General features: G+C 72.7%; 17 protein-coding genes. 13 read left to right on the forward strand and 4 right to left on the reverse strand.

Features of this window, described 5'->3' with window-relative positions:
* Positions 1 to 532 precede the first annotated feature (532 nt).
* Positions 533 to 1,135, reverse strand: coding sequence for a TetR family transcriptional regulator (locus tag ACN263_RS05665; RefSeq protein WP_422738770.1), 603 nt, complete (start codon positions 1,133 to 1,135; stop codon positions 533 to 535).
* A 120-nt stretch (positions 1,136 to 1,255) separates the two neighbouring features.
* Between ACN263_RS05665 and proS the strand changes: the two genes are divergently transcribed.
* From proS to ACN263_RS05725, 12 genes are all read left to right on the forward strand, one after another.
* Complete coding sequence (proS, locus tag ACN263_RS05670; protein WP_422738771.1) at positions 1,256 to 2,662, forward strand: proline--tRNA ligase; 1,407 nt, start codon at positions 1,256 to 1,258, stop codon at positions 2,660 to 2,662.
* Positions 2,663 to 2,699: 37 nt separating this feature from the next.
* Positions 2,700 to 3,320, forward strand: coding sequence for a DUF402 domain-containing protein (locus tag ACN263_RS05675; protein WP_422740603.1), 621 nt, complete (start codon positions 2,700 to 2,702; stop codon positions 3,318 to 3,320).
* Positions 3,321 to 3,550: 230 nt separating this feature from the next.
* Positions 3,551 to 4,021 carry a 30S ribosomal protein S16 gene (gene rpsP / locus ACN263_RS05680; protein WP_421474950.1) on the forward strand — a complete coding sequence of 157 codons (471 nt, stop codon included), beginning with the start codon at positions 3,551 to 3,553 and terminating at the stop codon, positions 4,019 to 4,021.
* Between the two features lies 1 nt (position 4,022).
* On the forward strand, positions 4,023 to 4,256 hold the full coding sequence (locus tag ACN263_RS05685) for an RNA-binding protein (protein WP_013284588.1): 234 nt from the start codon (positions 4,023 to 4,025) through the stop codon (positions 4,254 to 4,256).
* Entirely contained in the window at positions 4,256 to 4,813 is a 558-nt protein-coding gene (gene rimM / locus ACN263_RS05690; protein WP_422738772.1) for a ribosome maturation factor RimM, read from the forward strand. The genes ACN263_RS05685 and rimM overlap by 1 nt, the downstream gene beginning before the upstream one ends.
* 11 nt (positions 4,814 to 4,824) lie before the next feature.
* A complete protein-coding gene (gene trmD / locus ACN263_RS05695; RefSeq protein ID WP_422738773.1) occupies positions 4,825 to 5,598 on the forward strand; it encodes a tRNA (guanosine(37)-N1)-methyltransferase TrmD in 774 nt (257 codons plus the stop codon).
* Between the two features lie 143 nt (positions 5,599 to 5,741).
* Positions 5,742 to 6,098, forward strand: a complete 357-nt coding sequence (rplS, locus tag ACN263_RS05700; protein ID WP_421474953.1) for a 50S ribosomal protein L19 — start codon at positions 5,742 to 5,744, stop codon at positions 6,096 to 6,098.
* 181 nt (positions 6,099 to 6,279) lie between these two features.
* Positions 6,280 to 7,149, forward strand: a complete 870-nt coding sequence (gene lepB / locus ACN263_RS05705) for a signal peptidase I (protein ID WP_422738774.1) — start codon at positions 6,280 to 6,282, stop codon at positions 7,147 to 7,149.
* Positions 7,150 to 7,159: 10 nt separating this feature from the next.
* A complete protein-coding gene (gene lepB / locus ACN263_RS05710) occupies positions 7,160 to 7,795 on the forward strand; it encodes a signal peptidase I (RefSeq protein ID WP_422738775.1) in 636 nt (211 codons plus the stop codon).
* Positions 7,796 to 7,850: 55 nt separating this feature from the next.
* Positions 7,851 to 8,366 carry an NUDIX hydrolase gene (locus ACN263_RS05715; RefSeq protein ID WP_422740605.1) on the forward strand — a complete coding sequence of 172 codons (516 nt, stop codon included), beginning with the start codon at positions 7,851 to 7,853 and terminating at the stop codon, positions 8,364 to 8,366.
* A complete protein-coding gene (locus ACN263_RS05720; protein WP_422738776.1) occupies positions 8,360 to 9,172 on the forward strand; it encodes a ribonuclease HII in 813 nt (270 codons plus the stop codon). The genes ACN263_RS05715 and ACN263_RS05720 overlap by 7 nt, the downstream gene beginning before the upstream one ends.
* Positions 9,169 to 9,492 (forward strand): DUF2469 domain-containing protein, encoded by a 324-nt coding sequence (locus ACN263_RS05725; protein WP_018218957.1) that lies wholly within the window; start codon positions 9,169 to 9,171, stop codon positions 9,490 to 9,492. The genes ACN263_RS05720 and ACN263_RS05725 overlap by 4 nt, the downstream gene beginning before the upstream one ends.
* A 46-nt stretch (positions 9,493 to 9,538) precedes the next feature.
* On the opposite strand, the gene ACN263_RS05730 is transcribed toward ACN263_RS05725, so the two are convergent.
* Positions 9,539 to 10,699 carry a sulfite oxidase gene (locus ACN263_RS05730; RefSeq protein ID WP_422738777.1) on the reverse strand — a complete coding sequence of 387 codons (1,161 nt, stop codon included), beginning with the start codon at positions 10,697 to 10,699 and terminating at the stop codon, positions 9,539 to 9,541.
* 304 nt (positions 10,700 to 11,003) lie between these two features.
* On the opposite strand from ACN263_RS05730, the gene ACN263_RS05735 reads away from it, so the two are divergent.
* Positions 11,004 to 11,687: a M23 family metallopeptidase gene (locus tag ACN263_RS05735; protein WP_422738778.1), complete on the forward strand. Its 684-nt coding sequence runs from the start codon at positions 11,004 to 11,006 to the stop codon at positions 11,685 to 11,687.
* Here ACN263_RS05735 and ACN263_RS05740 read toward each other — a convergent pair.
* On the reverse strand, positions 11,608 to 12,789 hold the full coding sequence (locus tag ACN263_RS05740; protein WP_422738779.1) for an aminotransferase class V-fold PLP-dependent enzyme: 1,182 nt from the start codon (positions 12,787 to 12,789) through the stop codon (positions 11,608 to 11,610). The two genes, ACN263_RS05735 and ACN263_RS05740, sit on opposite strands and share 80 nt — an antisense overlap.
* Before the next feature lie 44 nt (positions 12,790 to 12,833).
* On the reverse strand, positions 12,834 to 13,859 hold the full coding sequence (locus ACN263_RS05745) for a tyrosine recombinase XerC (RefSeq protein WP_422738780.1): 1,026 nt from the start codon (positions 13,857 to 13,859) through the stop codon (positions 12,834 to 12,836).
* Positions 13,860 to 13,983 lie beyond the last annotated feature (124 nt).

The raw sequence follows: 13,983 nt of genomic DNA on the forward strand, positions 1-13,983 counted from the left end.
GGCCGCGTTGGGCTGGGCTGGGCCACGTTGGGCTGGGCCACGTTGGGCTGGGCTGCGTCGCGCTGGGCTGGGCTGAGCTGCGTCGCGTTGGGCTGGGCTGGGCCGGCGCAAGATCGCGCTCGATCCTGGATGTAGCACGATCTTGCCGCCCAAGATCCTCACAACATCAGGGATGTTGCTGCTTCCAGCGCGTCTGAGGCAGCAATATCGGTGATGTTGTGCGGATCTTGGGCGCGGGGCGCGGGGCGCGGGGCGCGGGGCGCGGGGCGCGGGGCGCGGGGCGCGGGGCGCGGGGCGCGGGGCTTTCCACGACGCCGATCTTGCACTTTCTGCCCGGACTTATTTCGCGAAGATGGACATGTCGACGTCGGAAAGTGCAAGATCGGCGTGAGGGCGTGAGGGCGTGAGGGCGTGAGGGCGTGAGGGCGTGAGGGCGTGAGGGCGTGAGGGCGTGAGGGCGTGAGGGCGTGAGGGCGTGACGGCGTGACGGCGTGAGGGCGTGACGGCGTGACGGCGTGACGGCGCGGGTGGGTCAGTGGCGCCGGGTGGCGGCGGCGGTGAAGAGGTGGACGGCCAGGTCGGCGAGGGCCGTCGCGGTCTGCTCGATCGGCGCGCCGGGGAGCACGATGTGGCTCACCACGAGGCGGACGATCGTGTCGGCGGCGAAGGCCAGCGCGGTCGGGTCCGCGCCCGGGAGGTGGTCGCCGGCCCAGCCGAGCAGCGCGTCCGATGCTTCGGTGAGGACCACCTCGGCCCGGGTGGTGAGGTACGGCAGTAGTTCGTCCGACCCGCCTCGGGCACTGGTCAGGATCGCTTTGACAAGTGGATTGTCCGCCGCGGTGGCGAGGGTGTGCGCGATCGCGGCGTACGCGCCGGCGCGTACGTCCGAGCCGTGCGCGTCCAGCGCCTCGCGGACGTCGCCGACGAACCGGTCCACCTCGCGCCGGGCGAGCGCCTCGGCCAGGCCGGCCTTGCTGCCGAACTCGTTGTAGACGGTCTGCCGGCTCACACCGGCGGCCGTGGCCACCCCGCCCATCCGTACCGCGTCCCAACCGGCGGCGATGGTCCGAGCGCGGGCCGCGTCCACGATCGTGTCCCGAAGCCGCTGGCGCGGTGAGCCCGTCGTCGCAGTCATGATGGTCGAACTCTACCCGCGCTGCCGGCCGACCCACCGCGGCCTCGTGGCGGCCGGGGCGCGCCGCGCGACGCCTCCCGGGCGCGGCGGCGCCTCACCTGGCGCATAGGATGTGCGGTCATGGCTCGCGTGCTCACTCCCCGTGCGGAGGACTTTCCCCGCTGGTACCAGGACCTGATCGCCAAGGCGAAGCTGGCCGACAACGGCCCGGTCCGGGGGACCATGGTCATTCGACCGGCCGGCTACGCCATCTGGGAGCGGATGCAGGCCGAGATGGACGACCGGATCAAGGCGGCCGGCGCGGAGAACGCGTACTTCCCGCTGTTCATCCCGGAGAGCTATCTCAAGCGTGAGGCCGAGCACGTCGAGGGCTTCTCGCCGGAGCTGGCGGTCGTCACTCACGGTGGCGGCAAGCAGCTCGCCGAGCCGGTGGTGGTGCGTCCCACCAGCGAGACGGTGATCGGCGAGTTCATGGCCAAGTGGATCGACTCGTACCGGGACCTGCCGCTGCTGCTCAACCAGTGGGCGAACGTGGTCCGGTGGGAGCTGCGCCCGCGCATCTTCCTGCGCACCAGCGAGTTCCTGTGGCAGGAGGGGCACACCGCGCACGCCACCCGCGAGGACGCCCGGGCCTACGCCCGCCGGATCCTGCACGAGGCGTACGAGGACCTGATGGTCAACGTGCTGGGCATCCCGGTGGTGGTGGGCCTCAAGACCGCCCGGGAGCGGTTCGCCGGGGCGACCGCCACGTACACCTGCGAAGGCATGATGGGCGACGGCAAGGCGCTCCAGCTCGGCACCAGCCACGAGTTGGGCCAGAACTTCGCCAAGGCGTTCGACATCAGCTACTCCTCCAAGGAGGGCGGCCGGGAGCACGCCTGGACGACCTCGTGGGGCACGTCGACGCGGATGCTCGGCGGTCTGATCATGGCGCACGGTGACGACAACGGTCTGCGCGTGCCGCCGCGGCTGGCGCCCATCCAGGCGTACATCATGATCGTCAAGGATGGCGAGGGCGTCGCGGAAGCGGCGGCCAAGCTGCGCGACGGCCTGCGCGACGCCGGCGTCCGGGTCGCGCTCGACGACCGGACCGACACCGCGTTCGGCCGCCGGGCCGTCGACGCCGAGCTGCGCGGTTATCCGGTACGCGTCGAGGTCGGCCCCCGCGACCTGGCCGCCGGTAACGCGACGGTGGTACGTCGTACCGATGGGTCGAAGTCCCCGACGGCGGTGGCCGACGTGGTCGGCGCGGTCCTCGCGGCGCTGGAGGAGGACCAGAAGGCGCTGCACGACCAGGCGCTGGCCCACCGGCAGTCCCGCACGGTCGAGGTGTCGACCCTGGCCGAGGCCATCGAGGCGGCGGCCACCGGCTGGGCCAAGGTGCCGTGGTCGGCGGTCGGCGTGGCCGGTGAGGCCGAGGCGAACGGGCAGGGCGTGACGGTGCGCTGCCTGCTGCGGGCCGACGGCTCGGTGCCGGACTCGGAGGACGAGCCCGACCTGGTGGCCATCCTCGCCCGCGCCTACTGAGGTGCGTGTCGACCGGTTCCAGCCGGGTCGGCTGATCATGCACCGCAACGTGCGGCACGGCCGGATCGGCTGGGTGCGCCCGGGGCGGGTGGTCAGCGACGACGAGCGGGGCCTGCTGGTCTGGATCGCCCGGGACTCGCCGGTGGCGCACGAGGTCACCGAGGCGGGGCTGGGCATGCGGGCCATGTCGTTCGCCCAGTGGGTCTCGTCGTCGTACCGGTTGGCGCACGGGCGGTGGAACGGTCCGCCGTTGCTGAAGTTCCTGCCCACCGGGGCGGCGCACTCGGTCTGGTGGTTCCGGGACGCGCAGGGTCGGTTCGCCCACTGGTACGTCAACCTGGAGGAGCCTGGTGTCCGCTGGGACGACGGCCCGGTGGCCGGCGTCGACGTGGTGGACCAGGATCTCGACGTGGTGGTACGCCCGGACCTGAGCTGGGAGTGGAAGGACGAGGACGAGTTTGTCGAGCGGCTCGCCTTCGGCGACGACTACTGGGTGACCGACGAGAAGGCGGTCCGCGCCGAGGGGGAGCGGGTGATCGCGCTCGCCGAGGCCGGCGCGTTCCCGTTCGACGGCACCTGGGTCGACTTCACCCCGCCCGCGGATTGGGACGTACCGGACGAACTGCCACCCGGGTGGGACCGTCCGCCGGTGCGGTGACGGGTGTTCCGGATCACCGGTGACACGGTGTCCGGGTCCGGTGCGGAAGATCGGCGTCGGATCTGGCAGAATGGGTCGCTGGTATCCGGCGCGCGTCCGGCGCCCTCTAACCCGGGCACGTCGCCAGTCCACCGAGTTGTCTCCGGCCCAACCCCACTGTGCCGGTCGGCGCTCACCCATGCACACCGCCCGTAGCGGGCTGGTGAGATCGCAACAGGAGCGAAACAACTGTGGCCGTAAAGATCCGGCTCCTGCGGATGGGCAAGATCCGCAACCCGCAGTACCGCATCGTCATCGCCGACTCGCGCACCAAGCGTGACGGCCGGGCGATCGAGTTCGTCGGGGTGTACCAGCCGAAGGAGGACCCTTCGGTCATCGAGGTCAAGTCGGAGCGGGTCCAGTACTGGCTGTCCGTCGGCGCCCAGCCGAGCGAGGCGGTGCAGCGGCTGCTGGAGCTGACCGGTGACTGGCAGAAGTTCAAGGGTCTGCCGGCCCCGCCGCCGCTGAAGGTCGCCCCCGAGCGGGCCGACCGCAAGGCGGCGTACGAGGCCGAGGCGAAGGCCGCCGCCGGGCTGGCCCCGGAGACCCCGGCCAAGCCGGCCAAGAAGGCCGCCAAGGCCACCGAGGCTCCGGCTGCCGAGGCCCCGGCGACCGAGGCTCCGGCCGAGACCCCCGCCGCCGACGCCGGTGAGCAGGCCTGACATGCCTCTGCGTCCCGCGTTGGAGCACCTGGTCAAGGGCATCGTCGACCACCCGGACGACGTCCGGGTCCGGATGGTCGATTCCCGTCGGGGCAAGCGGCTGGAAGTCCGCGTGCACCCCGAAGACCTCGGCACGGTGATCGGGCGGTCCGGCCGGACCGCCAAGGCGCTGCGTCAGGTGATCGGCTCCATCGGTGGGCGCGGCGTACGCGTCGACATCGTCGACTCGTACTGATGCAGCTCGTCGTCGGAAGGGTCGGCAAGCCGCACGGTATCCGCGGTGAGGTCACCGTGGAGGTGCGGACCGACGAGCCCGAAGCGCGGTTCGCCCCCGGCACAGTGCTCAGCACTGAGCCGGGGGCGGTTCCGCCGCCCGCGCCCGCTGACGGGCCGGGCGTGCCGTTCCGGGTGCCGGCGAAGCTGACCATCGAGCAGGCCCGGTTCCACCAGGGTCGGCTCCTGGTCGCCTTCGACGGGATCCTGGACCGCAACACCGCCGAGGCGCTGCGCGGCACCCTGCTCGTGGTGGACAGCGCCGACGTCGAGCCTCCGGAGGACCCGGAGGAGTTCCACGACCACCAGTTGGTGGGCCTCGCGGTGGTCACCCCGTCCGGCGAACACCTGGGCGAGGTCGCCCGCATCGACCACGCGCCCTCGTCCGACCTGCTGGTGCTGCGGCGGCCCGAGGGGCGTACCGCGTTGATCCCGTTCGTCCGGGCGATCGTCCCGGAGGTCGACCTGGCCGGTGGACGCGTGATCGTCGACCCGCCGGCCGGACTGCTCGATCTTTAGGACCACCCCGCATGCGCGTCGACGTTGTGTCGATCTTCCCGGAGTACTTCGCCCCGCTGGACCTGTCCCTGATCGGCCGGGCCCGCGCCAACGGCGTACTCCAGCTCGCCGTGCACGACCTGCGGACCTGGACCCACGACGTGCACCGCACGGTCGACGACACCCCCTACGGCGGCGGCCCGGGGATGGTGATGAAGCCCGAGCCGTGGGGTGCGGCGCTGGACGCGCTCGCGCCGGCCGAGGCCGCACCGCCCCGACTGCTGGTGCCGTCGCCGGCCGGCGTCCCGTTCACCCAGGCCATGGCCCACGAGCTGGCCGCCGAGCCGCACCTGCTCTTCGCCTGCGGCCGGTACGAGGGGATCGACCAGCGGGTCCTGACGCACGCCGCCACCCGCATGCCGGTCACCGAGGTGTCGCTCGGCGACTACGTGCTCTTCGGCGGCGAGGTCGCTGTGCTGGTCATCCTGGAGGCGGTCACCCGACTGCTGCCCGGGGTGCTGGGCAACGCCGGCTCGCTGGACGAGGAGTCGCACGCGCACGGGCTGCTGGAAGCGCCGATCTACACGAAGCCGCCGAGCTGGCGCGGCCACGACGTGCCGGACGTGCTCCGCTCCGGCGACCACGGAAAGATCGCCCGCTGGCGGCGCGAGGAAGGGCTGCTGCGCACCGCCGCCCGACGTCCGGACCTGCTGGCCGCGCTGCCCGCCGATCGGCTCGACAAACGGGACATCGCGGCGCTGGAACGGGCCGGATTTCAGCCACCGCCGGGGGATGTGGCAAAGTAGGGAGGTTGCCGTATCCGTCCGCGCCCGCGGGCGGCTGCGAGGATCCCCGACCGGGGTCGGCCCGCCGACCACCACCCGGGAATCAGAATCACCCATCCGCGCACCGAGTGACGGTGCGCCGTGAGCCTTACGAGGACGCAGCGATGAACATCCTGGACGCCCTTGACGCCCAGTCGAAGCGGACCGACATCCCCGACTTCCGTGCCGGTGACACCGTCAAGGTGCACGCGCGGGTCGTCGAGGGCAACCGGTCCCGTGTCCAGATCTTCCAGGGCGTCGTGATCCGCCGCCAGGGTGACGGTCTGCGCGAGACCTTCTCGGTCCGCAAGGTCAGCTTCGGTGTCGGCGTCGAGCGGACCTACCCGCTCAACGGCCCGGGCATCGACCGGATCGAGGTCGTGACCCGCGGTGACGTGCGTCGCGCCAAGCTCTACTACCTGCGCGAGCTGCGCGGCAAGAAGGCCAAGATCAAGGAGAAGCGGGAGAAGCAGCCCAGCTGACTTCCCGTTCGCCACGCCGCCTGAGCTGCGCGTATGCCGTACCGACCGGACCGCACTACCCTGGTCGTACGGGCGCAGTCAGGCGGCGGCCCCGCCGACGAGGCGGGCAGCCGTCCACAACCGCCCGTGGAGCCTCGACGAGGCTCCCGGGCGGTGGTGTTTCTGCGGACCGGGGAGTGGCGTGGTGCAGACGCTTGACGAGGACGGCACCGTCGATCCGTGGCGCCGGCGGGTTCGCCGCACCCGGCGTCAGATGCCCCTCTGGCAGGAGCTTCCGCTGCTGCTGGTGGTGGCCTTCTGCCTCGCGGTGCTGATCCGCACGTTCCTGCTCCAGGCCTTCTTCATCCCGTCCGGTTCGATGGAGGACACCCTCCTGATCGGCGACCGGGTGCTGGTCAACAAGGTCGTCTACGACGTTCGTGACCCGGTGCGCGGCGAGGTGGTGGTGTTCCGGGGCACCGACCGCTGGGCGCCGCAGGTCGACGAGCAGCCGGAGCCCGGGTTCGCCGGCAAGCTCGCCCGGACCGTCGGCGACCTGGTCGGGGTGAGCCGCCCCGGCGAGAAGGACTTCATCAAGCGGGTGATCGGCGTGCCCGGTGACCGGGTGAAGTGCTGCGACTCGCAGGGGCGGGTCACCGTGAACGGGACCCCGCTCGACGAGTCGTACGTGCTGCGTGACTCGCCGCTGGATCTGCCGCCGAACGCCCAGGAGTGCCGCTCCCGGCGTTTCGACGAGGTGGTCGTACCCCCGGGTCAGATCTTCGTGATGGGCGACCACCGCGAGGTCTCCCAGGACGCGCGCTGCCAGGGGCCGGTGCCGATCGACAACGTCGTCGGCCGGGCGTTCATGGTGGTGTGGCCGTCGTCGCGCTGGGCGGCGCTGTCGGTGCCGGCGACGTTCGACGACGTGGCCGCGCCGGCCACGGCCGCCTCCGGCGCACCGCCGGTCCGCCCGTCCCCGGAGGGCGGTGTGCTGCTGATCCTCCCGCTGACGGTCGCGCTGAGGGGTTCCCGCGCGTTCCGGACGGTGACGTCCGGCTCGGCAACGTAGGCTCCTTGGCGTGATTGACGAGCAGACCGACAAGCCGCGTAGCTCCTTCTGGAAGGAGCTGCCGATCCTGCTGGGTGTGGCGATCCTGGTCGCGGTGCTGGTCCGCGCCTTCGTGCTGCAGACCTTCTTCATCCCTTCCCCGTCCATGGAGAACACTCTCAAGATCGATGACCGCGTGCTGGTCAACAAGCTGGTCTACGACTTCCGGTCACCGCACCGCGGCGAGGTGATCGTCTTCAAGGCACCCACCGAGTGGAGCGGCAACCCCGACGGCGAGGACTTCATCAAGCGGGTCATCGGCGTCGGCGGTGACCACGTGGTCTGCTGCGACCCGCAGGAGCGCTTGATGATCAACGGCAAGTCGCTCGACGAGCCGTACATCTTCTCCATCGACGGCGTCCGGGACAAGGCGGCCGACCAGGAGTTCGACATCACCGTGCCGAAGGGGCGGCTCTGGGTGATGGGCGACCACCGGTCCGCCTCGGGCGACTCGCTGGAGCACTGGCAGCAGTCCGGGCAGAACATCACCGAGGCCACCATCCCCGAGGGGGAGGTGGTCGGGCGGGCGTTCACCGTCTTCTGGCCCGTCAACCGGGCCACCTGGCTGACCGTGCCCGACGGGTTCGACGGCATTCCCAAGCCGTAGAACGGGCGGGGGCGTGGGCGATCGGCCGCCCGTCTGGCAGGCTGGTGCGGTGACCGTGAGGAGTGGGCTGACGAGCCCCACAGACGCGAACGGTGCCGACCGCGTCTACATCCCTCGACGCGCGGCGCGGGTGCTGCTGGTCGACGCGGCAGGTCGGATCCTGCTGTTCCACGGCTTCGACCCGGCCCGCCCGGAGCACCGCTACTGGTTCACCCCGGGCGGCGGGCTCGACGGGGGTGAGTCTCCGGCGTCCGGCGCGGTGCGGGAGCTGGCCGAGGAGACCGGGCTGCGGGTCGATCCGGCCGAGCTGGGTGAGCCGGTCTGGTCCGACGCCACCGAGTTCCCGTTCGACGGCGACTGGTACCGCCAGGAGCAGGACTTCTTCCTGCTCCGCGTCCCGTCGTGCGAGGTCGACACCGTCGGCTTCAACGACGTCGAGCAGCGCAGCATCGCCGGTCACCGCTGGTGGCGGCCCGCCGAGTTGGCCGCCAGCGGCGAGCGGTACTACCCACCCGAGCTGCCCGCCCTGCTGGCCCGGCTGCTGCCGCCGGCTGCCGAGGCGTCGTGCTGACCCCGCCGCGTACCGTCGTTCGCCGGGAGGCCGGGCTCTACGCGCTGGAGCGGGCGTTGCAGCGGCGCGGCTTCCGCCATGTGGCCGGCGCCGACGAGGCCGGCCGGGGCGCGTGCGCCGGACCGCTGGTCGCCGCCGCGGCCGTACTCCCGGAGGGGCGGCGCGGCGAGATCGACGGGCTGGCCGACTCCAAGCTGCTCACCCCGGCCAGCCGGGAGCGGGTGTACGCCGAGGTCGTCGACCGTGCCCTGGCGTACGCCGTGGTGGTCATCCCCGCCGACGAGGTCGACGCCCGGGGGCTGCACGTCTGCAACCTGGCCGCGATGCGGCGGGCGCTCGCCTCGCTCACCACCCGACCGGAGTACGTGTTGACCGACGGCTTCGGCGTGGACGGCCTGGGCGTGCCGGGGCTGGCGGTGTGGAAGGGCGACCGGGTGGCCGCCTGCGTGGCGGCGGCGAGCGTGCTCGCCAAGGTCACCCGGGACCGGATCATGGTGGAGCTGGACGGGGTGTACCCGGCGTACGGCTTCGCCGAGCACAAGGGGTACATCACCCCGGAGCACAGCGCGGCGCTGCGCGAGCACGGACCGTGCCGGGAACACCGCTTCTCGTACGTCAACGTCGCCGCGGTCTCCGGCCGTGACGGCCGGCCACCGCGCGCACGGCGGCCCGTCGACCCCGTCTCGGACGAGCCGATGGGGCACTCCCGGGCGTCAGGGGGTACCGTCGGCGTGGCGTTGGGCGAGCAGCCTCGGCCTTCGACGCCGGTGGGGGAAGATGTGGTCATGGAAGGCGGAGTGCGATGAGCGCGGAAGATCTCGAGAAGTACGAGACCGAGATGGAGCTGCAGCTCTACCGGGAGTACCGCGACATTGTCCGCCAGTTCTCCTACGTGGTGGAGACCGAGCGCCGGTTCTACCTGGCCAACCAGGTCGACCTGCACGTGCGCAACTCCGACGGCGAGGTCTACTTCGAGGTCGAGATGCACGACGCCTGGGTGTGGGACATGTACCGTCCTGCCCGCTTCGTGAAGAACGTCCGAGTGATGACTTTCAAGGACGTCAACGTCGAAGAGCTGGAGAAGCCCGACATCTCCCTGCCCGCCGACTCCGGCTTCGGTAACTGACCGGCCCGTTGCGCCCCGGGGCCCCCACCCGTGGCTGACCCACCGGTCACTCGGCCGGTACGACGACCTCGACGCGCTGCACCAGATTGTTGGCGAAACCGCCCCTGTTCCACGGCTGCTCGACCGGCTGGGTCCGCCCGGACGCGTCGGTCGCCCGTGCGCTGAGCACGTACCGGCCCGGCGTCGCCGTCCACTCGTACCGCCACCGCCGCCAGGCGAACTCCCCGCCCGTCACCGGGTCCAGCTCGGCCGGCCCCCAGCTCGCCCCGCCGTCGACGCTCACTTCCACGGCCACCACCGGCGCGTGCCCCGACCAGGCGCGACCGTCCACCGTGCATGGTCCAGGCCGGAGCACCCGGCGGCGCGTCATGAAGTCGGGAAAGCCCGGTGGGCGGACCAGCGCACGCGGCTCGATCCGGGTGACCGGCTCGCCCGGGTCGTCCGCGTCGCGGCGCAGCCGGTACGCCACCGCGTTCTGGTAGCCGTCGAACGCGGTGGTCCGCACGTCGATCGAGCGCAGCCACTTGACGTGTGCCATGCCGTACCAGCCCGGCACGATCAGCCGGAGCGGTGCGCCGTGCTGCGGGAGCAGGGGAGCGCCGTTCATCTCGTACGCCAGCAGTACCTCCTCGCGCAGCGCGTCGGCCACCGGCAACGATCGCTGGTAGTCCTGCTCGACCCCCCGCTCGACGCCGTGATCGGCACCGGTGAAGACCACGTCCACCGCGTCCGACCCCAGGCCCGCCTCGCGCAGCAGCGGCGCGAGGGGGGTACCCGTCCATTCGGCGTTGCCGACCGCCTCGACCAGCCACGGCTGACTCACCGGCCGCGGGTGCAGCAGGGCCCGACCGTTGCCGGCGCACTCCAAGGTGACCCGGTGGGTGACCCGGGGCCGCTCCCGCAGTTCGGCCAGGCCGACGGTCAACGGCCGGTCGACCGCGCCGCCGACGGTGAGCGTGTGCGCCGCCGGGTCCAGCTCCGGGATGTCGTAGTGGATCAGCAGGTAGTGCAGGCCGGCGGGAGTGACGTCGTAGCGCAGCGCCTCCAGCGGCAGGCCGTGGTTGCGGGCGGCCAACTGCAACTCGTCGGCACTGATGGCCTCGTCGGGTTCGGCGAGCCGGGACGGGCCGCTCACGTCGGCCAGGGTCGGGCCGGAACCCTCGGCGTCGTCCGCGCGGGACGTCGTCCGATCGTCAAGAGTGGTCATGCGGGCCTCCCCGGCGCAGACGGCGGCACCCGCCGTACGCGGCCCAGCCTAGGCCCTCCGCCGGCGCCCGAGAACGGACACCGGAATGGGCACCGGTCCGGCCGTACCGATGATGGGTTGGCGATTCGATGCTTGCCGATGAGGAGTTCCGGCGGCTCGTCGCCGTGCTCGGCGGTCAGCACCGCCTCGGCGCGGCATAGCAGATCATCGCCTCCTCCGGGTGGTCGTCCACAGGGCCGTCCGTTGTCCACAGCTTCGGTGGCCGGGCTGGCGGACGACCCGGCTCCGGGCCCAGGCTGCCGGCATGCGATCGTCCTCCACCACCCGTCTCGCCTCGATCCGCCGTACCGTGCTGCTCTGCGCGGCGTTCCCCCTCGCTCTGATCGCGCAGCTCTGCGGTCTGGCGGTGCTTGTGGCGTCGGTACCCGGCCAGCCACCGACGCCGACCGTGCCGATCGCGTTTCAGGCTTCCGCTCCCGCTCCCGCCGGGCGCTTCCGTTGGCCGCTCGACGGCCCGCCGCGACCCGTGCGCCGGTTCGACCCGCCGCCCCAGCCGTGGCTGGCCGGGCACCGGGGCGTCGACCTGGCCGCCCCGGCCGGGGCTGTGGTTCGTAGCGCCGGCTCCGGCACGGTGCTCTTCGCGGGGCTGGTCGCCGGTCGACCGGTGGTCACGGTGGGCCACGCCGACGGCCTGCGGACCACCTACGAACCGGTCCAACCTGCGGTACGCCCCGGTCAGGCGGTCGCCGCCGGCACGCCGCTGGGCGAGCTGCTGCCCGGCCACCCGGGTTGTCCGGCGGACGCGTGCCTGCACTGGGGCCTGCGCCGGGGCGAGGAGTACCTGGACCCGCTCGCCCTGCTCGGCCTCGGTCCGGTGCGGCTCCTCCCGCTCGACCCGGTGCGCGGGGTCAGCGTTGGGCGAGCAGCGCCGGCAGCCGCACGGCCAGCCGCTCGTACTCGTCGGCCGTGTTGTAGACCTGACCGGTGAGCCGCAGCCATCCCCGGCCGTTCCAGCTCATCACCGCGACCTCGGCGGCCAGCCGCTCGCCGATGCGCGTCTGCAACGCCCGCGCCGCGTCGATGGTGGTGGCCGTGCCGGGTGGCAGCGGGATGAGACGCAGCGCCACCCCCGGTCCGCCGGGGTCGGGCAGCCGGGCGGGGGGCACCGCCAGCGCGTCCCCCACCACCCGTTGGCCGTACGCGGCGAGCGCGGCGTTGTGCTCCCGCACCCGGTCCACACCGAGGCTGCGCAGCGTGAACAGGCCGGCGGGGGCGGCCAACCACGAGGTGTAGTCGAGGGTCGCCTGCCACTCGACCCGGGCCGGGAAGCCGGTTTCCTGCTCCCACGACACCACCAGCGGCTCGATCCGCTCCCGCCACTGCGGGGCGACCGCCAGCAGGGCGGTGCCGCGCGGCGCGTACCCCCACTTGTGCAGGTTGCCGGCCCAGAAGTCCGCGCCGATGCTGGCGACCGTGGTGGCGAGCATGCCGGGGGCGTGCGCGGCGTCCACCAGGACCGGCACCCCGCTCTCGTGGGCCACCTGCACGATGGCGGCGGTCGGGAAGAGCTTGGCCGTGGCGGAGGTGAGCTGGTCGACGACGAGCAGCCGGGTCCGCCCCGGACGCAGGCCGGCCCGGATGGTCTGCACGATCTGTTCGTCGCCGGCGTCCAGCGGGATCGGCAGGACCCGGCTGACCGCGCCGGTGCGGCGGCACTCCCGGGCGATGGCCAGACTCACCGCACCGTACCCGTGGTCGGTGCTGAGCACCTCGTCACCGGGGCGCAGGCCCACCGACTGGAGCACCACGGCGACGCCGGTGGTGGTGTTGCCGACCAGCGCGCTGCCGTCGGGATCCGCGCCGAGGAACCCGGCGAGGTGCCGCCGGGTGTGCCCGATCCGATCGACGAGCCCCTGGGTGAAGAAGCGCAGCGGGTTGCTCTCCATCTCGTCGCGCAGCCGCTGCTGGGCACGCTGCACACCGATCGGCACCGCGCCGAACGAGCCGTGGTTGAGGTGGCTGACCGCCGGATCCAGGGAGAAGAGCAGGCGGGCGCCCGGAATCGGCTCGGGAGGCTGCGGGACGCTCACCGGATGATCGTAACCGCCGGCCGATTCGGCCTCCCCGCCCTTGATCAGGCGCGGGGGTGCGCCTGGCGGTAGGCGGCGCGTAACCGTTCCACCGAGACATGCGTGTAGATCTGCGTGCTGGCCAGCGACGAGTGCCCGAGCAACTCCTGCACGGCACGCAGGTCGGCGCCGCCCTCCAGCAGGTGGGTGGCCGCGGAGTGGCGCAGCCCGTGCGGGCTCGTCCGGGGCAGGCCGGCAGCCTCGGCGTACCCGCCGACGATCTGCCGCGCCGTGGTCGGGTTGAGCCGACCGCCGCGCGCGCCGAGCAGCAGCGCGTCGCCCGAGTGGGGGGCGGTCAGCGCGGGTCGGCCCCGGCGCAGCCACTCGTCGAGCGCCCGCTGCGCCGGCACGCCGTACGGCACCGAACGCTCACGGCCGCCCTTGCCGAACACCCGGATCACCCGACGACCGTGGTCGACGTCCTCGACGTCCAACCCACACGCCTCGCTGACCCGTACGCCGGTGGCGTAGAGCAGTTCCAGCAGTGTCCGATCGCGCAGCGCCACCGCCGCGTCGGTCGCCCCGTCCGTAGGCGATCCTGTTGCCGGTGTGCCGTCTGTGGGCGATCCTGTCGCGGGCCTGCCGGGGATGGTCGTCGGGTGCCGGGTCGGTGCCTCCAGCAGCGCGGCGGCCTGGTCGGCGCGCAGCACACCGGGCAACTCGCGGTGTGCGCGCGGGCTGGCCAGCGCCGCCCCCACGTCGGCGGGGAGCAGCCCGGCGCGGTGTGCCCACGCGCTGAACGCCCGCGCCGAGGCGGCCCTGCGCGCCAGCGACGTACGGGCGGCGCCGGTGGTCCGCTGCCGGGCCAACCAGCTCCGCAGCACCGACAGGTCGACCTCGCCCAGGTCCCGGCAACCCATCCGCACCGCGTGGTCGAGCAGGGCGACCACGTCGGTGACGTACGCGCGGACCGTGTGCGCCGACCGGTTGCGGACCTGAGCGAGATGCTCGGCGAAGTCGTCGACCGCGTCGCGCAGCGCCGGTGGCAGCTCCTGGTGGGTGGCCCGGGTGCTCCGGGCGGACCGCCTCACGGCCGCACGACCGATCCTGGCGTCCCGGATGCGGTGGGCCGGGCGGCGTGCGCACCCTCGCTGGCAGCAGGCACGGCACCAGCGTACGGCCGAAGGTGGTGCTCCGCCGGCCACGTCGGCGTCC

Source organism: Micromonospora sp. WMMD729, from assembly GCF_049315225.1.
Lineage (GTDB): Bacteria > Actinomycetota > Actinomycetes > Mycobacteriales > Micromonosporaceae > Micromonospora.

Bases quoted from the DNA above. Each gene is read 5' to 3' on its own strand.
- ACN263_RS05665 (WP_422738770.1), bottom strand. From the start codon at position 1,135: ATGACTGCGACGACGGGCTCACCGCGCCAGCGGCTTCGGGACACGATC.
- proS (WP_422738771.1), top strand. From the start codon at position 1,256: ATGGCTCGCGTGCTCACTCCCCGTGCGGAGGACTTTCCCCGCTGGTAC.
- ACN263_RS05675 (WP_422740603.1), top strand. From the start codon at position 2,700: ATGCACCGCAACGTGCGGCACGGCCGGATCGGCTGGGTGCGCCCGGGG.
- ACN263_RS05685 (WP_013284588.1), top strand. From the start codon at position 4,023: ATGCCTCTGCGTCCCGCGTTGGAGCACCTGGTCAAGGGCATCGTCGAC.
- rimM (WP_422738772.1), top strand. From the start codon at position 4,256: ATGCAGCTCGTCGTCGGAAGGGTCGGCAAGCCGCACGGTATCCGCGGT.
- trmD (WP_422738773.1), top strand. From the start codon at position 4,825: ATGCGCGTCGACGTTGTGTCGATCTTCCCGGAGTACTTCGCCCCGCTG.
- rplS (WP_421474953.1), top strand. From the start codon at position 5,742: ATGAACATCCTGGACGCCCTTGACGCCCAGTCGAAGCGGACCGACATC.
- ACN263_RS05725 (WP_018218957.1), top strand. From the start codon at position 9,169: ATGAGCGCGGAAGATCTCGAGAAGTACGAGACCGAGATGGAGCTGCAG.
- ACN263_RS05730 (WP_422738777.1), bottom strand. From the start codon at position 10,699: ATGACCACTCTTGACGATCGGACGACGTCCCGCGCGGACGACGCCGAG.
- ACN263_RS05735 (WP_422738778.1), top strand. From the start codon at position 11,004: ATGCGATCGTCCTCCACCACCCGTCTCGCCTCGATCCGCCGTACCGTG.